Source organism: Proteus vulgaris, from assembly GCF_033708015.1.
Taxonomy (GTDB): Bacteria; Pseudomonadota; Gammaproteobacteria; order Enterobacterales; family Enterobacteriaceae; genus Proteus.
This window is the reverse complement of the sequence record NZ_CP137920.1, coordinates 2,903,651-2,926,092: the sequence shown is the minus strand read 5'-3', so window position 1 is coordinate 2,926,092 and position 22,442 is coordinate 2,903,651. Positions and strand designations below refer to the sequence as shown.

General features: G+C 35.7%; 21 protein-coding genes. 14 read left to right on the top strand and 7 right to left on the bottom strand.

Translation table 11 applies throughout. From position 1 onward, the window contains the following. Positions 1–14: 14 nt before the first annotated feature. Complete coding sequence (locus tag SB028_RS14090) at positions 15–890, bottom strand: T3SS regulon anti-activator ExsD domain-containing protein (protein ID WP_248619862.1); 876 nt, start codon at positions 888–890, stop codon at positions 15–17. 84 nt (positions 891–974) lie between these two features. Next, complete coding sequence (locus SB028_RS14085) at positions 975–1,811, bottom strand: helix-turn-helix transcriptional regulator (protein WP_069367753.1); 837 nt, start codon at positions 1,809–1,811, stop codon at positions 975–977. Positions 1,812–2,995: 1,184 nt separating this feature from the next. Here SB028_RS14085 and SB028_RS14080 point away from each other — a divergent pair. Both SB028_RS14080 and SB028_RS14075 read left to right on the top strand, forming a co-directional pair. Further along, positions 2,996–3,511 (top strand): bactofilin family protein, encoded by a 516-nt coding sequence (locus SB028_RS14080; protein ID WP_128860467.1) that lies wholly within the window; start codon positions 2,996–2,998, stop codon positions 3,509–3,511. An 81-nt stretch (positions 3,512–3,592) separates the two neighbouring features. Next, positions 3,593–4,150 (top strand): GNAT family N-acetyltransferase, encoded by a 558-nt coding sequence (locus SB028_RS14075; protein ID WP_069367755.1) that lies wholly within the window; start codon positions 3,593–3,595, stop codon positions 4,148–4,150. On the opposite strand, the gene SB028_RS14070 is transcribed toward SB028_RS14075, so the two are convergent. Continuing rightward, positions 4,128–4,478 carry a nitrous oxide-stimulated promoter family protein gene (locus SB028_RS14070; protein ID WP_069367756.1) on the bottom strand — a complete coding sequence of 117 codons (351 nt, stop codon included), beginning with the start codon at positions 4,476–4,478 and terminating at the stop codon, positions 4,128–4,130. The two genes, SB028_RS14075 and SB028_RS14070, sit on opposite strands and share 23 nt — an antisense overlap. 177 nt (positions 4,479–4,655) lie before the next feature. On the opposite strand from SB028_RS14070, the gene SB028_RS14065 reads away from it, so the two are divergent. Beyond that, a complete protein-coding gene (locus tag SB028_RS14065; RefSeq protein ID WP_036934877.1) occupies positions 4,656–4,901 on the top strand; it encodes a DinI-like family protein in 246 nt (81 codons plus the stop codon). 117 nt (positions 4,902–5,018) lie between these two features. Here the strand turns inward: SB028_RS14065 and SB028_RS14060 are convergent, their stop codons facing one another. Both SB028_RS14060 and SB028_RS14055 read right to left on the bottom strand, forming a co-directional pair. Next, positions 5,019–5,258: a YecH family metal-binding protein gene (locus tag SB028_RS14060; protein WP_069367757.1), complete on the bottom strand. Its 240-nt coding sequence runs from the start codon at positions 5,256–5,258 to the stop codon at positions 5,019–5,021. Positions 5,259–5,367: 109 nt separating this feature from the next. Next, positions 5,368–5,583, bottom strand: a complete 216-nt coding sequence (locus SB028_RS14055; RefSeq protein WP_069367758.1) for a DUF465 domain-containing protein — start codon at positions 5,581–5,583, stop codon at positions 5,368–5,370. Between the two features lie 264 nt (positions 5,584–5,847). Between SB028_RS14055 and eco the strand changes: the two genes are divergently transcribed. After that, positions 5,848–6,327, top strand: a complete 480-nt coding sequence (gene eco, locus SB028_RS14050) for a serine protease inhibitor ecotin (protein ID WP_069367759.1) — start codon at positions 5,848–5,850, stop codon at positions 6,325–6,327. 89 nt (positions 6,328–6,416) lie between these two features. On the opposite strand, the gene SB028_RS14045 is transcribed toward eco, so the two are convergent. Further along, positions 6,417–6,854 carry a universal stress protein gene (locus tag SB028_RS14045; protein WP_069367760.1) on the bottom strand — a complete coding sequence of 146 codons (438 nt, stop codon included), beginning with the start codon at positions 6,852–6,854 and terminating at the stop codon, positions 6,417–6,419. A 534-nt stretch (positions 6,855–7,388) separates the two neighbouring features. Here SB028_RS14045 and SB028_RS14040 point away from each other — a divergent pair. Next, positions 7,389–8,303 (top strand): cation diffusion facilitator family transporter, encoded by a 915-nt coding sequence (locus tag SB028_RS14040; protein ID WP_069367761.1) that lies wholly within the window; start codon positions 7,389–7,391, stop codon positions 8,301–8,303. Positions 8,304–8,383: 80 nt separating this feature from the next. Here SB028_RS14040 and ghrB read toward each other — a convergent pair whose 3' ends face one another. Next, complete coding sequence (ghrB, locus tag SB028_RS14035) at positions 8,384–9,343, bottom strand: glyoxylate/hydroxypyruvate reductase GhrB (protein ID WP_069367762.1); 960 nt, start codon at positions 9,341–9,343, stop codon at positions 8,384–8,386. A 539-nt stretch (positions 9,344–9,882) separates the two neighbouring features. On the opposite strand from ghrB, the gene galE reads away from it, so the two are divergent. The 9 genes from galE (at position 9,883) to SB028_RS13990 (ending at position 22,336) form a co-directional block, all read left to right on the top strand. Further along, positions 9,883–10,899: a UDP-glucose 4-epimerase GalE gene (gene galE, locus SB028_RS14030; protein ID WP_069367763.1), complete on the top strand. Its 1,017-nt coding sequence runs from the start codon at positions 9,883–9,885 to the stop codon at positions 10,897–10,899. Positions 10,900–10,944: 45 nt separating this feature from the next. Further along, a complete protein-coding gene (locus SB028_RS14025; protein ID WP_069367764.1) occupies positions 10,945–12,000 on the top strand; it encodes a UDP-glucose--hexose-1-phosphate uridylyltransferase in 1,056 nt (351 codons plus the stop codon). A 128-nt stretch (positions 12,001–12,128) separates the two neighbouring features. Next, the gene (gene galK / locus SB028_RS14020; RefSeq protein ID WP_069367765.1) at positions 12,129–13,289 is read left to right on the top strand and encodes a galactokinase; all 1,161 of its coding nucleotides are present in this window, start codon (positions 12,129–12,131) and stop codon (positions 13,287–13,289) included. Then, positions 13,289–14,359 (top strand): galactose-1-epimerase, encoded by a 1,071-nt coding sequence (gene galM / locus SB028_RS14015; protein WP_069367766.1) that lies wholly within the window; start codon positions 13,289–13,291, stop codon positions 14,357–14,359. Before galK ends, galM begins: the two co-directional genes overlap by 1 nt. A 183-nt stretch (positions 14,360–14,542) precedes the next feature. Then, positions 14,543–15,553 carry a substrate-binding domain-containing protein gene (locus tag SB028_RS14010; RefSeq protein WP_069367767.1) on the top strand — a complete coding sequence of 337 codons (1,011 nt, stop codon included), beginning with the start codon at positions 14,543–14,545 and terminating at the stop codon, positions 15,551–15,553. A gap of 319 nt (positions 15,554–15,872) precedes the next feature. Next, positions 15,873–17,507, top strand: a complete 1,635-nt coding sequence (locus tag SB028_RS14005; protein ID WP_069367768.1) for a sodium/sugar symporter — start codon at positions 15,873–15,875, stop codon at positions 17,505–17,507. 251 nt (positions 17,508–17,758) lie between these two features. Further along, positions 17,759–19,798, top strand: a complete 2,040-nt coding sequence (locus SB028_RS14000) for an IreA family TonB-dependent siderophore receptor (RefSeq protein ID WP_069367769.1) — start codon at positions 17,759–17,761, stop codon at positions 19,796–19,798. Positions 19,799–19,942: 144 nt separating this feature from the next. Beyond that, the gene (locus SB028_RS13995) at positions 19,943–20,770 is read left to right on the top strand and encodes an alpha/beta hydrolase (protein ID WP_286138834.1); all 828 of its coding nucleotides are present in this window, start codon (positions 19,943–19,945) and stop codon (positions 20,768–20,770) included. Positions 20,771–21,169: 399 nt separating this feature from the next. Next, complete coding sequence (locus SB028_RS13990) at positions 21,170–22,336, top strand: MFS transporter (protein ID WP_069367771.1); 1,167 nt, start codon at positions 21,170–21,172, stop codon at positions 22,334–22,336. Positions 22,337–22,442 lie beyond the last annotated feature (106 nt).

Genomic DNA, 22,442 nt, shown 5'->3' with positions numbered 1-22,442 from the left:
AGAGCTGAATTGTATTATCGCCATAAAAATTCATCATTCTTTAAGCAAAGTTCTCTTTCTAGTAACCAATTTTTTAGTTTTTGACAGTTTTCAGGATGTTCAGGAATGCTGTTTAAAATATTCCATAATGGTTTTATTAATTCAGAATTTGGTGTTATTTTTTTAATATAATCTAATGTATTGTTAATTTTAACGTTAAATATAGGTTCATTTCTCCAATTATCGAGAAGTAATTGGATATCTTGTTGTAATAAATCATCAATAACAATTAGTCTAACTTTATCCGCATTAAGCTTAATATTAATATCATCTAAAGATAAAAAAGAATCACTTTTATTTGATAATTGTTTTTCTTCAAATGACTTAATATTCTCACACTGCTTAATTTGAGATTCAAGTTCTCTTTTTGTGTCATAAAGCATGAAAATCTGGGGAGTGATATGTTGGATCCACCAAATAAAAAGTGGTTTTATGACGGCTTGAATTAAACGCATATGTTCATTGATATTGACCGTCGCTTTTAATGATTTATCCCAATCTGCGGGGGTTATTGTTGAATGTGGGTGCTCTGCATGAAAAGAGTGCGCAAAACTAACAACATCACGTACCTCTTCTTTAGATATAACAACAAAGCAGTATTTTTTTCGTAAAAACCAAGTGGACTGTAATAAACTATCTAAGCTTTCACGGCATAAAACACGAGCTAGTATTTTTATTTGTTGTTCATTAACATCACATGCAGTGACAATATTTTCATTTGAATGGAAAGAAAACTGTAGATCAAATAAATCATCTACAGTTTTTCTATCGCAGGTTGCCATCATTTTTTTTAGTAAAGCTAAATAGTCATAATAATGGGCTTGTGGGGTATACTTGTTTTCTTTGATCACGATATAAAGCTCACTCATAGGAATAAATTTCAATCATTCTAACTATGAATGGCTTTTAGATATTATGATATTCGGTCGGATTTTTTATAATTTTGATTTGATATTTCTCGCTTTACTTGGGGTCATATTAAAACGACGGTGATAGCTTTGTGTAAAGTAAGATTGGCTTGAAAAGCCTGATTCCATTGAAATATCGACAATACTCATTTCAGTGGTCAGTAACAGTTGGTGTGCGTAAATAATTCGTCTTTCACATATCCATGTTCTGGGGGAAGTGCCATAAACATGATTAAAAAGTTCTTTAAATGTTGTTAATCCCATCCCAAATTCACGAGCAAATTGTTTCAGCTTCCAATTTTTTAAATGATTTTTTTCCATAAAAATCTTTAAGCGGTCAACTTGACGGTGGCTAAGTTGGCGCAATAACGCCATTAAGTCAGCACCTTGTTCAGTTGAAAGCAATAGAATTAAAAGCTCTTCAATACGTAACTGAGTGAAGGCTTCAGGGCAAGATTGAGCCGTAAGATATTCAAAGCCATTACTGCAAAACTGAATAAGGGGTGAGTTTTGAAAACAAATGAAGGCACTAGAAAACTCGTCCTCTCTTTCAATTTGGCATAAGATATCGTTGTACTTAGACATAAAATTTCTTAAGAAATCATCAGAAAGAGGGATATAAATAATATCAGTCGGCTCTGCACCTTGTGTTTTTATTGTATAGCTACCTTGTTGTAGAAAGAGAACTTGGTTTTCGTTACTTGTCACTGTGTCAGTACAGTTTTGCAATATAAGTGCATTCTTTCTGATAAGAAAGATCGCTTTTTGTTCATTTTCTAGTATTTGGTATTGCGGATAAAAATAAGATCTTTTTTGAATAGCACAATCATATCGATCGGTTTTGTCACATTGTATTGTATTCATTTTTCGCCCAAAATTATTATATAAGTATCACTGTGTTTTTATATAGGTTAATATCTAAATATTTATAAAAACACTTCTTTATTATTGAGTGTTATTAAAAATAAAAAAGAGAGTGTTTTCTTTAATTTGGTGAGGTTTTTTTTTAGATATTAGGCATTATATTTTTTTTCTAATTTAAGATAAGTCATTTCGTTAATTTAATAACATTCTTTATAAATTGCAAAAAGAAATTAAATAAAGATGGTTTTTTCTGTGAAGTGTTAAGTAATTGTATGAGTATTAATGTAATTAATAATTTACGCTTTATGCAGGGTTAAATAAAGTTCATATATAACAGTTAGTTGATTATATCTTTTTCTTTACAGTGTAAAAAATAATAAATGCATTTAAAATACAAATTTTATTGCAAATTCTAAAGTATAATGAACATGAGTAATAAATGTTATAAAAATATTAAAAAAATGAGTCTAAAATAAAAATATAAAGAAGATAAAAATTGAAAAAAACAAAAAAATGCAACTGACGTTATATTACCGTTAGGTTATTATACATATTGCCATATGATATGAAATAAGTCATAAAATCAAAAAAATAATACACAAAGAAATTCAGCCTCTCCTTATTCGATTTATTCTTTACTTTTTGTTTTCATTGCAATCGTGATGTGTATCTCATTTTTTTTCGAAAAAACTCCAATAAATGTCCTTCTGAATGTTGAATTTTTTTGAATAAGTTTTCTTAAAAATATGGTGTTAAGTATCAAATGTTAATTTTTAATGAAAAATATTGGTCTAAATAAACTGATAATTATCACGATTTATTCACATTAAGCGTAGATTATTAAAATAATCGTTTTATCTCTTAATTAAACTTTATTTCACTCAAGGAACAAATCAAAAAACTAAAAGGTAATAATAGGCTTATTGCTGGCATTATGCTTCCTTCTTATTTATTAGAATGGTGAATGCGTAAGTGTATTTATTATCAGGGAGGTAAGGATATAGCTAATTATGGAGAATAAGCGAACACTGAGAAACATTATATTTAGCGGGATATGGATAATTTGGACTCTTGCCTTAATTGCCTTTTGGCGTTATCAGATGGCTGGTGAGTTTTTGATTATTCTAATCCTAATTTTTAGCATTATTATTTATTCTATGACGTTGAGGTTAAAAAAAGCTGCTATGTTTAGTCGTAAAACTGAAACACCAAAAGCAATAGAGCCTGTTGCACCAGTAATAACAGAAGAGAAAAAACCGATGCCAGAGCAAAAACTATACACGATTATTGCAAAAGGAACGGTATTCCAAGGCGATATTAATGTTGAAGGCGACATCCAAATTTGGGGTAAAGTCGCGGGTAATATTAATGTCAAAGATGGTGTTATTCGTGTTATGCATGCAGGACAAGTTGAAGGCGAATTAACAGCACCTGATATTATTATTGATGGTTTTGTAAAAGGCATCTGTGCTGCAAATAATTTAGATATCTTAGAACACGGTGAGTTACGTGGGACTAGTCGTTGTGGCAGTATGTCAATTAAGCGTGGCGGTATTTTTACTGGGCAATCAGAACAAGTTGAACATCAAGCAAAGTCAGTAGCCCAACAACGCGTTGTTTCAATAAAAGAAAGCGCTAATGCAAATAAAGATAAAGTTGTTGCTCCCGTAGAAAATCATCTAAAAGAAAATAAAAAATAAAGTACCATTTTTCTTTTCATTGTTCGTTATTTATCCTATTTTATCGCTATTGTCTTTATTTTATATAAACAGAGAATAACGATGAATTTAGATACTCCCAGACTGCACTTAAGAGAATGGCGTGAAAGTGATAAAGCGCCATTTTTTTCTGAAATCAATTCTTCACCTGAAGTGATGCGCTATTTTCCTTGCACTTTATCTCAATTGGAAAGTGATAATATGGTTGAGATTATTCGTGAAAAATTTATTCAACAAAACGGATGGGGAATGTGGGCCGTTGAATTAAAAGAAACTCAAGAGTTTATTGGTTTTGTTGGGTTAAATATTCCCGTAGCACCTTTGCCATTTAATCCCTGTGTAGAAATTGGTTGGCGAATTGCAAAGAAATTTTGGCGAAAAGGTTATACCTACGAAGCGGCTTTAGCAGTATTTAAATTTGCTTTTGAAATATTGGCGTTAGACGAGGTTGTTGCTTTTACCGCAATGTCAAATCTTCCATCTCAAGGTGTAATGCAAAAACTAGGTATGCATCAGTCTGATAATTTCTTTCATCCAGCATTAGAAAAAACACATCCACTAGCTGAGCATGTTTTATACCGCATGAAGAAATCTGATTTTACTTTTCAGTCGAACGAATAGTGCGTTTTTTTTCAGGAAGTGGAGGAACGGGTTTTCTATCATCAATAAGATGGCGTATTGCTAAGATTGGATGGTAAATTAACATTCGTGGACCAGCCCAACGCATGATTTGTTTCATCGTTTCTCTTTTAGTGGGTTGATAACAATGAATAGGACATTGTTTGCAGGCTGGCTTGTCTTCACCATAGCGACATTTATCTAATCGATTATAGGAATAATTGATTAATTGTTGATAATAATCTGAGTCAGCTTCGGGATGCGAATGAGCATAAAGGCGAACCATTTTTTGAATGGTTTTTTTCTCGCGATTAATTCTTTTTCCTGACATAGCTTTCTCTCTTATTAAATGTTGCATTTATTATGCATTTTATCATTAAGCAGATAGAGACGCTAAAACATTATTTAGTGCGTAATGATAAAAAATTTATCAAAAAGACTTTTCTTTTTTCTTAGAATAGAATACTGTATTTATATACAGTTTATTTGCCTTCAAATGGTGAAACCAATGCGTGTGGAAATTTTATTTAATAAACAATCTAAGATAACCGACTCATTATTTCCGCTCTTAGAACACGAACTAAGAAAAAAGATCATTCCAGAATATCCAGATATGCAGTTTCGTATCGCCTTTAGTAGCATGAACTCGATTCAAGTTACGGGTATAAAAGATGAAACAAAGCATGAACACATAATGGAGCTTATTCAAAGTGTTTGGGAAGATGATGGTTGGTTGCAAACAGACGATGAATAAAATGCCATAAATGTAAATAAAGTCATTACGATTGTCAGAACACATTGGCTTTTTACTTATTTATATAAAAAGCCAATACTATAGAAAAGGAAATCACTGGCAATCGAGCTTTAAATATCAATGGTGACAGATCTTGTTTTCACTCGTTGTAAATCCCCCTTCAGCAGGAATAAATTTACCTTTCCTTTCTAAGAAATCAACTAGTTCAGTTGCTGTCATATTCTCAGCTGAGCAAGTATGAAAACGTGAGTGATTGCCGAATTGTTTATGGATAGCCTCAATCAGCGATATTTTAGTAAATGCAGTCTCTGAAGAAAGGATCATTTGTAAAACTTCATGACCATGTATTGATGACATATTGAGCCCCTAAAAATAAAAGATATATTTATTATGCATCTTTATAGGGCGATATCTTTGTTTTTAATCATAAAAAGCGATGATATTATATCATCGCTTAAAAAGAGCCTTATTTTTCAAGTCGTTGAAGTATTTTTTGCATTTCATCTTTAAGATGAAGCTTTTCTTTTTTTAGTTTGGCAACTTCATCATTATAACCAGCTCCGTTAGGACCTTCTAATTTAGCAATTTCTTGATCGAGTCGATGATGTTTATCGTAGAGAGCTTCAAAGCGAGGATCACTATTTCTTAATTGAGAAACAAGGGATTGTTGATCTGAGAACATATAACCTCCTATGAAAAGAAATTGGGTCTCTATTTCAGTATAATCATAGATAGCTTATCTGCACGGTGATGCATCACAAATTTACATTTCATGAAAAAACGTGATTTTTCTTTTTAAAACATTCAGAATTATCCACTCATAGTATTATTTACTAAGATGTTAGCATTCAGGTACTAAAAATATTAGTATTCAGATGATAAGTAATAAAAACATCTGACTAATTTTATTAACAGCGAAAGGTTTGCTGTAAAAATGGAGAGAGTGATGAACAAAGTAATATTATCTTTAGTCGCAGCAATGTCTTTGTCTGCCTGCGCACAAGCTACCGACAGTTTAGATAAAGTTGCACCTTATCCTAAGGCTCAAGAAAATCAAGTTCGTCATGTTATCGAGTTAGAGAAAAAAGATAATGAAAGCAATTACCAAGTTGAATTAATTATTGGTAAAGAACTTAAAGTAGATTGCAACCATCAGTGGTTCGGTGCGAAATTAGATGAAAAGAATTTAGAAGGTTGGGGTTATAGCTATTATGTTGTTGGCGATTTGAATGGTCCAATGTCAACAATGATGGGATGTGCTGACAATACGAAAAAAGATGCTTTTGTACAGGCAAATATGGGTTCAGATGCCTTTATCCGTTATAACAGTAAATTACCTATCGTTGTCTATACACCAAAAGATGTTGATGTGAAATATCGTATTTGGTCAGCGGCCGAGACGACTCAAGATTCAGTTAAAAAATAATAATTAACCCTATTTAGGATAGATTATCGTTTTACTAAAAAGCCCTTTGTTGTTGAGACAAAGGGCTTTATTGCTATTTAAGCTATATATTAGCGTATAACTAAAACTGACATTTTGGCATGGCGTACAATTGCTGATGCCGTTGAGCCTAATAAGTAGGAGGAAACATTAGGTCTATGTGACGCAATCGCAATTAAATCCGCATCAATGTGGCGGGCATATTCTAAAATTTCATCTTTTGCGTTACCGACACCAACATTACATTTAATTTGCTCATCAGGAATTTCTGCATCTTTAATCATTTCTTGTAGTGCAACAAAAGCAAGGCGAGTACGTTCTGATGAATCTTTGAATTTTTCAGGAATAGCTGCAAACTCGATACCAAAGAAAAGTTCAGCATTAGGAATAACGGTGAGGAAGTGGATCTCAGGTTTACCCACCTTTGCTATTTGTTCAATGTGAGTGATCAGTTCCTGAGAAAGTTCATCTTCTAAAATATCAATGGGAACTAGTATTTTCTTATACATTACAAACCTCACTTAGCGTTAGTTTAAAATATTTACCATTATCGCTTAATGGTAAAAAATAGCTGTGATCTGTGTTTTAAATAAGAGTGAGAATGATTATTTACTGCTTTACATTATTAAGTATGAAAAGTTGAAAACGGTCTAAAATAATATTAATAATATAATGAAAATAAGTTATACATCTTAACTGGTTGACAGAAAAGAAATTAATAATATTGTCTTAAAAATAAATTTCTCTTTTTCTTATTAAAAATAGAAAATGCATAAAAGAATGATTATCAATTATATTATTGTTCTGTATCTATAAGATTTTATTGAAAAAAATAAGAGACAGAAAGATTTAAATATGGCATATTAATAGGCAATGACATCTCAATATGATGTCTGGACAGCAATCTTAGTCCCTAAACTGGATTGTTATTCAGAGTCGTCCTTTATCCTCACCAATGAGTTATGGAACCTGAAATAACCTATGGAACTCTATTTATATATAGCAATAGAGTAGGCTATTTAAAACCAAATAAGATTATTATTATGACACATAATCACATTGATGATATTGAGTTGGAGCAGGCTGATAATAAGCAGTCTGAAAAATTTAAGGCTGCTAAAAAAAGTACGTTAGTGAGTGTTTTTGTCAATATCATTTTATCCATTTGGCAAATTACAGTGGGCTTTTTCTCACATTCTCAAGGCTTAATTGCTGATGGTATTCACTCACTTTCTGATCTTATTGCTGACTTTGTTGTTTTAATTGCCAATAAAGGCAGTCAGAAACAACCAGATGCTGATCATCCTTATGGGCATTTTCGTTATGAAAATGCAGCATCACTTATTCTTGGGACAATTTTATTAATTGTTGGTTTAGGTATGGTGTTTTCTGCCATTCATAAAATTATAGATCCATCGACTATTCCTGAAGTTCACAGTGTTGCTTTATATGTGGCTTTACTTGCATTAGCGGCTAAGGAAGGATTATTCCGCTATATGCTCGCTGTTGCAAAAAAAGTGGACTCAAATATGTTAGTCGCAAATGCTTGGCATGCACGATCTGACGCTGCTTCTTCATTAGTTGTTGCGATAGGTATTATTGGAAGTTTGGCTGGATTTAAATTTTTTGACCCATTAGCTGCATTAATTGTCGGACTCTTTGTCGGTCGTATGGGATGGCGTTTCACTTATCAAGCTCTACAAGATTTAATGGACAGAGGGGCAGATGAAGAAACGTTAGAAGAGATCAAACAGATGTTGGTTTCAACACCGGGCGTGCAAGGGGTTCATGATTTAAAAACACGTCGTTCGGGGGATTATTTACTTGTAGATGTACACCTTGAAATTAAAGGTGATCTCACCGTCAATGAAAGCCACGCAATTGTTGTTAATGCACGTAATAAGGTTTTGCAAAATAAACAGATCTTAAGTGTGATGGCTCACGTTGATCCCGCTTAAATTCATTTGAGCATCGATTAAAAAAGGTAATGATAGCTTTTCATTACCTTTTTTGTACCTCAAAAACGCTATTTATCACTTTAGAAATTGACACAGTTTTCTTTTACGTGATTACTCAGCGCGGCAATCAGATTATCTACCGCACATTCAGCCATTGCATAGCGAGTCTCTTTTGTTGCAGAGCCGATGTGTGGAACAGCAACGACATTCTTCATCGTTAATAACGGCGAAGATGAAGATAGAGGCTCTTTTTCAAAAACATCCAGTCCAGCACCCGCGATCTCTTTTTGTTCTAATGCACGAATGAGTGCCAATTCGTCCACCACAGCTCCGCGCCCAGCATTAATCAAATAAGCATCAGGTTTCATTATTGCAAATTGTTTTTGCCCTATTAAATGATGGGTTTCTGATGTTAATGGCAACGTGATACATACGAAATCAGATTGTTGTAATAAGGCTTCTAAAGCGCAATATTTTGCAGAAAATTTATCGTTCACTTCTGGATATTCTGTACGTGAGTGATAAAGAATATTCATATCAAAACCAAAATGCGCACGCTGTGCTAAAGCTTTGCCTATTCTACCCATACCAATAATACCCATGGTTTTATGATGAACATCAGTACCATACCACTCAGAAGTGATACTTTTAACCCATAAGTTTTGTTTAACATTATCAGCAAGTTCAGGAATGCGTCTTGCTACGGCAAGTACTAATCCCATCATGGTATCTGCGACGGTATCTGTTAATACAGTTGGAGTATGCATGAGTTTAATATTACGTTTGGTGAGTGCATCAACGTCAACATTATCATAGCCAACAGAAACCGTTGAAACGGCTTTTAAATGAGGTGCTTGGCGAATAAAATTTTCATCAATATTACCACCCGCGCCAAGTAATCCAGAGGCATTGGCAAGTGCTGAACGAAACTCATTAGAGTCTAAAGAGAGTGTTTTAAACTGTTTGATATCAGCGAAATCAGATAGTTTTTTGTACAATTTTTCGGGGAGATCTTGGTAGAGTAAGACAATCGGTTTCATTATGTTCTCCATTCAATACTCGTTATACTTCAAACCACAGCATTGTTGGCTGTGTTTATTCACACTAATCATATACTAATGTATGCGCCTAGCGACTCATTCACTTGCTATCTAGCTGTGGTGTGAATTATTTAGAGTATTTATACAATAAAGTACTTATTAAATGGCAAGTATTTATTGAGAGTGTTTTTACACCGCTTAAACATATTAGCGGGGAAGTTAATAAGGTATGATAAAACGTATTGAATGTCAGTTTTATCATGTAATTAACTGATTGATTTGAATGTAATCGTTTACTTTTAATGGATATTATTTTTAGTGATAAAGAGAAGGAATGTATTACGTATTATATTAACTTGCTGTAATGCAATTCTAAATACAGTTTTTTATAAAATTTGAGTCTATGCGAAAAGCGTGTAAACGTTTACACTAAATGTCGAGTTGATCACGAAATAATTTTGTGGATCTTGCTAAACTCTGTGTCAGTGAACAGAAACCGTCTTGCGCTTTTCCTTTGAATTGAATCAAAAGAGGTGAATGTGGAAATATTAGTAACAGGTGGTATGGGATATATCGGTAGTCATACTTGCGTACAAATGATTGAAGCTGGTATGACACCGATTATTTTAGATAACCTTAGCAATGCGAATGAAGAAGTGCTTAATCGTGTTGAAGCTCTAACAGGTAAACGCCCTCTGTTTTATAACGGTGATATTCGAGATGACAAGCAATTAGCATCTATTTTTGCTAAGCATTCTATTCAGTCTGTTATTCATTTTGCAGGATTGAAAGCGGTTGGGGAATCTGTTCAGAAGCCCATTGAATATTATGACAACAATGTTAATGGCACATTGGTGCTAGTGCGTTGTATGCGTGATGCAGGCGTAAAAAGTATTATTTTTAGCTCATCTGCAACTGTTTATGGTGATCCTCAAGTGGTTCCTATTACTGAAGATTCACCAGTAGGAGGGACAACTAACCCTTACGGCACCAGTAAATATATGGTTGAGCGTATTTTATCTGACCTATTTGTTGCTGATGAAAGTTGGTCGATTAGCTTGCTGCGTTATTTTAACCCAGTGGGGGCGCATCCATCGGGTACGATGGGGGAAGATCCTAAAGGGATCCCCAATAATTTAACTCCTTATATTTCTCAAGTAGCAATTGGTCGTCGTGAACAAGTGGCTGTTTTTGGTGATGATTATCCAACCAAAGACGGAACCGGTGTTCGTGATTATATCCATGTGATGGATCTGGCTGATGGTCATATTGCAGCATTAAATGCATTAGGTAAAAAAGCGGGCTTACATATTTATAATTTGGGAACAGGTAACGGCACTAGCGTGATTGAAATGATTGAAGCATTTCGTAAAGCGAGTGGTAAACCAATCCCTTATCAATTACAAGCTCGCCGCCCAGGTGATATTGCTGAATGTTGGTCAAGTCCTGCAAAAGCAGAGAAAGATTTACACTGGAAAGCGATCCGTTCAATTGATGATATGGCTGCGGATGCTTGGCGTTGGCAATTACAGAACCCAAATGGTTATCTGAAATAAAATTTAAAGTATTTAGATAATCTTGAATAACTAAGAGAGAAGGTTATGTCGAAACTGATTTTTGATCCTGTTGAACATCCGCATCGTCGTTATAATCCGCTAACTGGTCAGTGGATTTTAGTTTCACCACATAGAGCGAAACGACCTTGGAATGGCAAAGATGAAAAGCCTCAGATTGCGACCCTTCCCTCTTATGATCCTCACTGTTATTTGTGTCCAAATAACACCCGTGTTTCTGGCGATAAAAATCCAGATTACACCGGAACGTATGTCTTTAATAATGATCACTCTGCATTATTACAAGACGAATATCATGTTGAGCCTTCATCAAATCCTTTATTTCAAACTCAAGCTGTTAGAGGCATTAGTCGAGTCGTCTGTTTCTCACCCGATCATGGAAAAACGATCCCTGAATTATCTGTCAGCAGCTTACGTAAAATTGTTGATACTTGGGATAACCAAATAGAAGAACTCAGCAAAGAATATCTTTGGGTTCAAGTCTTCGAGAATAAAGGCGAAACGATGGGATGCTCTCAACCTCATCCTCATGGGCAAATTTGGGCGAGTGATTTCTTGCCTAATGAATTAGCGCGAAAAGATACGCAATTAAAAGCTTATTTTGAACAATACGGGCGTAATCTATTAATCGATTATATTGATGCCGAATGTAAAGATGCAAGTCGTACCGTAGTTGAAACAGAGCATTGGCTGGCGGTAGTTCCTTATTGGGCTTCTTGGCCATATGAAACGATGTTATTACCTAAAGCGCATATTCGAAGAATGAGTGAATTAAATAGTGCCCAACGAGATGATCTTGCTATTGCAATGAAAAAGTTAACAAGTCGTTATGACAATTTATTCCACTGTTCTTTCCCTTATTCAATGGGATGGCATTTTGCACCTTCTTTTAAAGATGATAGAAATACCGATCATTGGCAATTACATGCGCTTTACTATCCGCCATTATTACGTTCAGCCACAGTGCGTAAATTTATGGTGGGATATGAAATGCTGGCAGAATCGCAAAGAGACTTAACGCCAGAACAAGCTGCGAATAATTTACGTCAATTAAGTGACATTCATTATAAAGAGCAGCATTAATAACCTGCAATATGGCAAGGTTTTTTAATTAATCTGCTTTTTTGAGCACAAATTAAATCAAACATCTCATTATTGACATAATGATGTGATGGGATTTTTATTACTTAATTTTAATCTAAGGATTTATTATGCAGGCACTTATTCATAATGTGACTCGTTCATTTTCATCTATTTTTGGTTACGCACCTACACATTTTATTCAAGCGCCTGGTAGGGTAAATCTTATTGGTGAACACACTGATTATAATGATGGGTTTGTTTTACCTTGTGCTATTAATTATCAAATGGTCGTTGCCGCAGCAAAACGAGAAGATAATACTATTCGTGTTATTGCGGTTGATTACCAAAATGAAGTTGATGAATTTAGTCTCGATAATACTATTGAGTTTTTACCTAATAAAATGTGGGCAAACTACGTTCGTGGTGTTATTCACTTTCTACAGAAAGATAACTATGCCTTTCATGGTATGGATATCGCGATATCTGGAAATGTCCCCCAAGGTGCGGGGTTAAGCTCTTCTGCTGCGTTAGAAGTTGCTATTGGTCAAACAGTTAAGACACTTTATCAATTACCTATTAGTCAAAAAGAGATTGCATTAAACGGTCAAAAAGCAGAAAACCAATTTGTTGGTTGTAACTGTGGCATCATGGATCAGCTTATTTCGGCTTGTGGTGAAGAAAATCATGCACTATTAATCGATTGTCGTTCATTAGAAACGTCGGCAGTCACAATGCCCGAAAATATGGTTGTGATGATTATCAATACTAATAAAAAACGTGGATTAGTTGATAGTGAGTACAATACCCGTCGCCAACAGTGTGAAGAAGCTGCTCATATTTTAAATGTAACGGCATTAAGAGATGCCACATTAGACGATTTAGTTGCTAAAAAAGCATTAATGAGTGAAGTGGTTTATCGCCGAGCACGCCATGTTATTACTGAAAACAATCGTACATTAGAGGCTGCAGAAGCTTTACGCCATGGTGATTTAACCACATTGAGCCAGTTAATGATGCAATCACATCACTCAATGCGTGATGATTTTGAAATCACCGTCAAAGAGGTTGATTCATTGGTTGAAATCGTGAAATCAGTGATTGGTGATCGTGGTGGTGTAAGAATGACAGGTGGTGGATTTGGCGGTTGTGTCGTAGCATTAGTGACACCAGATTTAGTTGATAAAGTCGTTGACTCTGTTAAGGCGCAATACGAAGCTAAAACGGGATTAAAAGAAACAATCTATGTCTGCTCTGCAAGCCAAGGAGCGGGCTATTCGGAGGCAAAATAATGGCAACTAATGAGCTTCGTTTTCTTGAACCTGAACAAATGACAGCACAACCTGCATCAGATGGAAAACCTGCGCAAATAGTGGTGCTTAAAAATCGTTTTGGTATGTCTATCTCTTTAATGGATATTGGTGCGACTTGGTTAACCTGTATTGTGCCGGTTAATGGGTATCGTCGAGATGTATTATTAGGCTCTGCAGATATGAATGCCCATAAACAACAAACAGCCTATTTAGGTGCAACGGTGGGACGTTTTGCTAATCGTATCGCCGGAGCTAAGTTTGTATTAGAGGGGCAAGAATATAAAATTAATGCGAATGAAGGTAAAAATACCTTACATGGTGGTAAACAAAACTTTAGCCATCTTCGCTGGGTGATCACCACGCAATCTTCTCAATCCGTCACGTTTTCATTGATTTCAAATGATGGTGATCAAGGCTTTCCTGGTACTGTGAAAGTGAGTGTGACCTATACACTGACCGATAATAATGAGGTATACATCGATTATCAGGCGATGAGCGATAAAACCACGCCATTAAGTTTAACTAATCATGCTTATTTCAATCTTGCAGGTGAAAATACTGAGCGTACTGCACTTGAGCATGATTTAAAAATTTGTGCGACTCATTATTTAAAAAATGGCGAAGGCAATATCCCTACGGGTGAGTTTGCCAGCGTAATAGGAACAGGGTTTGATTTTCGTAAATTAAAACGTATTGGCGTTGATTTTATGGCAGATGAGTGTCAAAAAGCTGCAAATGGTTACGATCATGCCTTTATTTTAGATAAGAGCGTGATTGAGAATAAAATGCCTATTGCGACTGTTATTGCGCCTGAAGGTGAACTGAAAATGGATGTTTTTACAACCATGCCTTCGGTTCAGTTTTATACCGGCAATTTTCTGGTAGGAACGCGTGGAAAGAGTCGTCATTATGGCAATTACTCAGGATTAGCATTAGAAACACAATATTTTCCTGATGGTCCTAATCATCCAGAATGGCATGAAAACCAAGGTATTTTACCTGCAAATACAGCGTGGAATAGCCAAACAATCTATAAGTTTTACTTGTAACAACAAAAGGAAAGTGTAAACGCTTTCCTTTTCACTATTTATTTGATCTTTTTACTTTTTAAATTTCACTTCTTCGCTGATAATCAAGCCACTTAAATTCTATTACTCTCTTTTTTCTTTGTTTGTAGATTAACGGTGCGTTATTTCTTCACCATGAATAAAAGTGATCCATAAGGAGTGGATATGGCGACTATCAAAGATGTAGCGAAGGAAGCGGGGGTTTCTGTCGCGACTGTATCTAGAGTCATTAATAACTCGCCAAAAGCAAGTCAATCATCTATTGAAACCGTTAATGCTGCGATGCAAAAGCTAGGTTATCGACCTAATGCGGCAGCAAGGGCTTTAGTGAGTCAAAGTACACAAACTTTGGGCGTTTTAGTGCATGACGTTTCTGATCCCTTTTTTGGTACACTCGTTAAAGCGGTTGATAATATTGCAAGACAATCAGGGAAACACATCTTGGTCTGTAATGGTTATCATGATGCGCAAGATGAGCGACAATCTATTGAATTATTGATTAATAGTCGCTGTGATGGTCTAGTGATCCATTCAAAGGCACTTTCTGATGAAGAGTTGCTGGCTTATGCTTATGAAGTGAAAAGCATGGTATTGATTAACCGTTTTATTCCTGATATTGCCGAACGTTGTGTCGCTTTAGATAACTATAAAGGGGCTTGGATGGCAACAGAGCATCTTATTCGTCAAGGTCATACTAAAATCGCGTATATTTCATCTACTCATCATATTGAAGATACAACTCAGCGTCTTGCTGGTTATAAAGCGGCATTAGAAGCTAATCATATCTCATTACCTGAAAGCTATATTGAGTATGGTGAGCCTGAAGGTGAAGGTGGTGAAAAAGCAATGATGCATTTACTAACGAAATCAATCGATTTTACAGCCGTAGTAACTTACAACGACTTTATGGCAGCAGGGGCTTTATCTGTTCTTGATGAAAATGAAATTCCTGTACCTGAAAAAATTTCCGTTATTGGCTTTGATGACGTATTAATCGCTCGCTATATTCACCCTCGTTTAACCACTGTGCGTTATCCTGTACAAATGATGGCAGAACAAGCTGCAACACTCGCCATCAGACTTTCTAAAGGTGAAATACTTGAACAAAAGCAACGTATTTTTTCGCCAACATTAGTGCAACGTAATTCTGTTTTTAACCTTAGTCACCTCTCTTAATGGTCTCATCTGCATTTTTATCTTGTCGATCCTCTTAATGGTTTACATTAAGAGGTCATACTTAATTAACTTGTGTAATCGTTATCACTTTTACTTTTTTTAAATGGTTATTTGAATATCTGCAATTTGTTAAATAAAATTATTGTCCTAGTTTAAGCTTGTATTTTACTTAACTCACCATAGTAATCGTTTGTTTTTCTATTTTATGATCCATTTACGTAACATAGGCGATAAATTTGTGAACAGAGTAACGGAAAAAGATCGTGAAAACGTTTACATTAAAATCCTATTATCTCTACGGGTCTGAAAGGAAAATATTATGCATACAGAAGGTGTTGGGTTAAGCACAATAGATTATGCAATTTTTGCCCTCTATGTCGTTATCATTATTAGTCTAGGATTATGGGTTTCTCGTTCAAAAGAAGGTGAGAAAAAAGGCACAAAGGACTATTTCTTAGCAGGAAAAACCCTTCCTTGGTGGGCAATTGGTTCTTCGCTTATTGCCGCTAATATTTCAGCAGAACAATTTATTGGTATGTCTGGTTCTGGTTTCTCCATTGGGCTTGCAATCGCCTCTTATGAATGGATGGCCGCGCTGACATTAATTATTGTTGCTAAATACTTTTTACCTGTTTTTATCGAAAAAGGTATTTATACCATTCCAGAATTTGTCGAGAATCGTTTTAAAAGCCGTAACTTAAAAACTATTCTTGCCGTGTTCTGGCTGGCATTATTTATCTTTGTTAACTTAACATCGGTACTTTATTTAGGCTCATTGGCATTAGAAACTATTCTTGGTGTGCCAATGATGTATGCCATTATTGGTTTAGCATTATTTGCTGTTATCTATTCACTCTATGGTGGACTCTCTGCTGTTGCGTGGACAGACGTGGTACAAGTATTCTTCCTTATCCTTGGTGGTTTGTTTACTACTGTATTAGCTGTTAGCTATATCGGTGGAGATGGTGGGATCATGGAAGGTTTGAGTAAAATGACACAAGCCGCCCCCGATCACTTTAAAATGATCTTAGAGAAAGATAATCCACAATTTATGAACTTACCGGGTATCGCAGTACTGATTGGTGGTTTATGGGTTGCTAATCTTTATTATTGGGGTTTTAACCAATACATTATTCAGCGTGCTTTAGCCGCTAAATCTATCAATGAAGCACAAAAAGGGCTGGTATTTGCTGCATTTTTAAAACTTATCGTACCTATTCTTGTCGTTGTGCCGGGTATTGCTGCATTTGTTATTACCACAAACCCTGAATTAATGGCGGGTTTAGGTACCATGGCACAAGAGCATATTCCAACGTTATCACAAGCAGATAAAGCCTATCCTTGGTTAACTCAATTCCTACCAGTAGGGGCAAAAGGTGTTGTTTTTGCTGCACTTGCGGCTGCAATAGTGTCATCTTTGGCATCTATGCTTAACTCTATCGCGACTATTTTTACGATGGATATCTATAAAGAATATATTGGACCAAAAGCTTCTGAAACGCGTTTAGTGAATGTAGGACGTATCAGTGCCGTTGTTGCTTTAATTATTGCTTGCTTTATTGCGCCATTATTAGGTGGTATCGATCAGGCATTCCAGTATATTCAGGAATATACAGGTTTAGTCAGCCCTGGAATTTTAGCGGTATTCCTCTTAGGTTTATTCTGGAAAAAGACAAATGCAAAAGGTGCAATCATTGGTGTGGTTTTATCTATACCGTTTGCGTTGTTCTTAAAATTAATGCCATTAGGTATGCCATTCCTTGATCAAATGATGTACACCTTTATGTTTACAACGGTTGTGATTGGTTTAGTGAGTTTAACCTCGACTAAAACGGATGACAGCGCTGGGGCGATTGTATTAACAGATAAAACCTTTAAAACACAAAGTGGATTCAATATTGCTTCTTACGCCATTATGATCATCTTGTGTGTGCTTTATGCTGTATTCTGGTAATAACAACATTGTAATTTGTTAATTTTCTAAATCTAAAAATACGCTACAAACAAGACAAAGCAGATGGTTATGCCATCTGCTTTTTTTATGCTCTCACGATTTCTGTGCTTAATAGGAATGGCACTCATTTGCTTTGATACAGATTAAAAAAAAACACTAAATATGAAAAGAAAATCATTCTCATGAATATTTGATTAAGATAATATTAATCATTCTCATTACTATAACTGTTATTAATTCAGGGAAATGCTATGAACTTTAAAATGGGTGTTTTAACAGCCTGTATTTTATCTGCGTCTTACCCGCTGTATGCACAAGAAAATAAAGAAGAAAAACTTGTTGTATCAGCATCAGGGTTTGCTCAACAAATTACAGATGCACCAGCAAGTATCACCGTGATCAGCAAAGAACAACTCGCAAAGAAACCCGTTCATGATTTGGCCGATGCCGTAAAAGGTGTTGAAGGCGTTAGCATTAATGGTAATGCGAATAAACAGGAAATCACCATGCGTGGTTTACCAGGCGAATACACACTGATCCTTGTTGATGGTCGTCGCCAAAATAGCCGTGAGTCGCGTCCTAATGGGAGCGGGGGATATGAAGGTGGTTTTATTCCACCTGCAGAGGCGATTGAACGTATCGAAGTTATTCGTGGACCGATGTCATCTCTATATGGTTCAGATGCGATGGGCGGTGTTATCAATATTATCACTAAACCAATAACAAAAGAGTGGCATGGCTCTGTTGCTCTTGGGGGGACATTGCAACATAACCGTGATGCAGGCGATTCTATTAATGGTGATTTTTATCTTTCAGGGCCTTTAATTGAAGATAAATTAGGCTTACAACTTTACGGCAGTAGTTATTTACGTGCTGAAGATAAAATCACTTATGGTCAAGGTCGTAATGACAATAAAAATATTACGGCAAAATTGGCATTCACACCGACAGATAATCAAACCATTTTATTAGAAGCGGGTCGCAATACGTTACAGAGAACAACGACGCCGGGTAAATCCATGAGCGAATTTACGATCCGCGGTGGAAAAGCAGATGAAAATAAAATGTTGGAAACCAATAATGACCGTAATCATTGGGCATTAACCTATAAGAATCAGTTCGATATTCTGCATTCGGAATTAAGTGTTTATCAAGAACAGACTAAACGTATCACCAAAACAGAAATGATTGATAAGGTGACAAAAGAGCGTGAGAAATATTATGAAGATCGCCGCCCTGAAATTACCAATACTGTTTTTGATGCGAAATTTACCGCATTTTTGCCTGATAATGTGATGACCTTTGGTGGTCAATATCAATATTCACGTTTAAAAGATGAATCTTCTCTTGGAGGCAAAGATATAAAACAATCGACCATTACGGCTGATCAAAAAGCATTATTTATTGAAGATGAATATAGCGTTACAGATAATTTGGCATTGACGGGCGGTGTGCGTCTTGATGATCACGAATATTACGGTAATCACTGGAGTCCAAGAGCCTATGCCGTTTATCATTTAACTGATGAATTCACTTTAAAAGGCGGTGTGGCGAAAGCCTTTAAAGCACCAAGTTTACGTGAAATCAGCCCTGAATATGGCACTTCAACTGAAAAAGGCCGTGCGATTATGTACGGTAATCGTGATTTGAAACCTGAAACATCAGTCAGCCAAGAAATTGGTATTGGTTATGATAATGGGGATGGCGTTACCGCAAGTGTGACTTTCTTTAATACCGATTTTAAAGATAAGCTAACAAACTACGATACAGGCGAACTAGATCCAATTACAGGTTTAAAATTGTATCAATACGATAATGTTGGTAAGGCAAATATTAAAGGAATTGAAACGGCTGTGGGATTCCCTATTGCTGAGAACTGGCATGTGAATGCAAACTACACTTATATTGATTCAGAACGTAAAAGTGATGATGAGAAATTATCATCAGGTGAATCTTTAAAAGGTTATCCACTTGATATGACACCCAAACACAGTGCCAATGCGCGAGTGGATTGGCAGTTTGATGAAGCAACCAGTTTTTATGCCAATACGGCTTATACTGGAAAACAAATTTGGGCGGCACAACGTAACGGCTACACTGGGGCACGTTATCGTAGTGGGTACACAACCTTTGATTTAGGGATGACCTACAACTTTAATAAAAATACGATGTTTAATTTTGCCGTATTGAATATTACAGATGAAACAGGCCCTGCTGTAAATGATAAAGGCGGTAACTGGGTTGTTGATGAAGGTCGTCGTTATTGGGCGAATCTTAAATATAGCTTCTAATCAAGTCTAAATTAAAATAAACCCCGTAATTCATATGGGGTTTATTTTTTTATCTCTCTCTATTATTTTCATCTTAACGGTTCATTTTTTAATTACCGATAGAGTATCTGATTTATGCGAATACTAATGTTATGTGGAATGATTATGTTATCTGCAGTAGCTCAAGCTAGACCTAACCAAGAAGTGCCTGAAATTGAGTCTCAAGCTCACGCCTATTATCACATTACAAATAAAGAAGTGGCATATGAAGGAAAACAATATCGCCTCTTTCTTGCTATTCCTAAAAATACAACTAAAACAGCATTAATTTATGGTGTTGATGGAAATGCGCAATTTCCGTTGATGATAAACGAAGCCATAAAGCAGAAAAATAAACCGCTGCCTGCAATTATCAGTGTGGGATATGTGGGAGATAAAGCTTATTTTATTGCAGAAAGAACGCATGACTATACGCCGAATGTAAAAGGAGAAGCATTTAGCCAAGGTGGAAACGCAGAGTATTTTTATCAATTTTTCTTAACTCAAGTAAGACCTTACGCGTTAGCTCAACTTGCTAAAGAAAAAATTTCAGTTACTCAGCAATCTCTGTTTGGTCACTCTTTTGGTGGTGTATTCACGCTTTATGTTTTATTCAATCATCCAGAAACATTTCAACGTTATATCGCAGCAAGTCCATCATTATGGTGGGGAAAGGGCGAGTGGGTGAGAAAAGCGCAATGGTATGCTATTCCTGATGATGTTTCGATTTCAATAACCTTGGGTGAAAAAGAAGAAAAACCAGATTTAAGCCAATTAAATGAAGAGCAGCAGAAAAATTATCAAGAGCGCAATAGTTGGTTAACGCAACGCCAGTTATGTCACTATTTATCGGAAGCAGGAAAACAGTGTGAGTTTTATCTGTTTGAAGGTAAAGGCCATGGTGGCTCAATTCCTGATGCCATTAACATTGCTTTAGAAAAAAGTGCCGAATAAACAAAAAAATCGCTTTATTTTTAGCTATCTTAGCGGGTAACAATAGGATAGCTATGAATATTTATTATTTTTATTTTATTTAGTACGTATTTCCGCGTAATGGTTCTTAATAAAAAAATACTTATCTTTTAATAAAAATAAATATTAGATTAACGCTATTTCTTTTTAGCAGAAAAAGGTGATAATCCTGTTTGAGATAAATAAAATTGTTTTCTGGCATTAGATTTTATAATTTTATTTATTATCATTTAAACGCTATATTCGCGTCTCCTGAACTTAGGGACGCCATCCACTGTTTTCACCTTTGTTTTTTTATCTTTCCTAGATAAAAAAACGGCCTCTATCAGGCATCGAGAAAACAGCGCATCATCAACCGTTTTGATTGTGGAGACGAGGGTAGTGAAACAGAACACTACTTTGGTACGCAAAGGCGACAGTACATTAGTACCTGTGGCTGGGTTAACGGTATTTGCTATCGCGTCAGGCTATTTAATGAGTTTAATTCCACTGTCTATGAGCAGTTTTGGAATGGATACACTTTATGCCAGTTGGTTAGCAAGTATTTATTTTATTGGACTGTTAATAGGTTCAGTCATGATAGAACCTATTATTGCAAGAATAGGGCATCGCCTCTCTTTCGTTGTATTTTTATTATTACTGGCGGTGACTGTCGGTGTGTTGCCTTTAATGCCTTATTTATCAGCATGGATGGTTTTCCGTTTTATTGGTGGTATGGCGGTCGCAGGTATATTTGTTGTTGTCGAGTCGTGGCTATTAATTGGCGATAATCCTAAAGAGCGAGCTAAACGTTTAGGCTTCTATATGACCTCGCTATATGGTGGTACAACATTAGGTCAATTGGCGATTGGTGCAATTGGTGCGCAAGGGGCTATCCCATTTATGGCGATATTAGTTTTGTTATTAATCGCCGTATTACCGCCTCTGTTTTTTAAACAAGGACAACCACAAGGGCATGATCATAAAGGTTTGTCACTCAAGCAGATGAGCCGATTAAATAAGGCGGCTTTAGTGGGCTGCATGGTATCTGGTATTGTGATGGGCAGTATTTATGGCATGATGCCGTTGGCTTTAAATCAAGGACAGTTTACAACAGACCAAATTGGTGTGTTGATGGCAGCAATTATTTTAGGCGGAATGGTGGTTCAGCCTATTATTAGTAAATTGTCTGTGATGATAAGCAAGACACTGTTATTAGCGATGATGTGTTTAGTGGGCGTTTTTGCCATGGGACTGACTTATCTTTCTAGTGATTATATAGTGCTTATTATTGCACTAGCGCTATTAGGAATGTCTTCTTTTGCACTTTATCCTATCGCTATTACATTGGCATGTGATCATGTGAATGCCAGTTACATTGTCGCGATTACACAAGTGATGCTATTAAGTTATAGCATTGGTTCTGCAATTGGGCCTTTAGGGGCAGGAATGTTTATGGCGCAAGCTAACAATGGCATCATGAATTTTTTCTTTGTGGTGTTATTAGTGACGGCAATTTACATGCTCTTTGCAAGTTTACGCCGTAAAAGCCATATTGTGTTGAACTAAACTGTTTTCTTTTATTGACTCTCTTTCTTGCTCTTTTGCTCTTATTCATCAGCCGAGCTTACCGTAAAGGTGGCTCGGTTTTTTTATCTCTATTCTCAAAACGAAT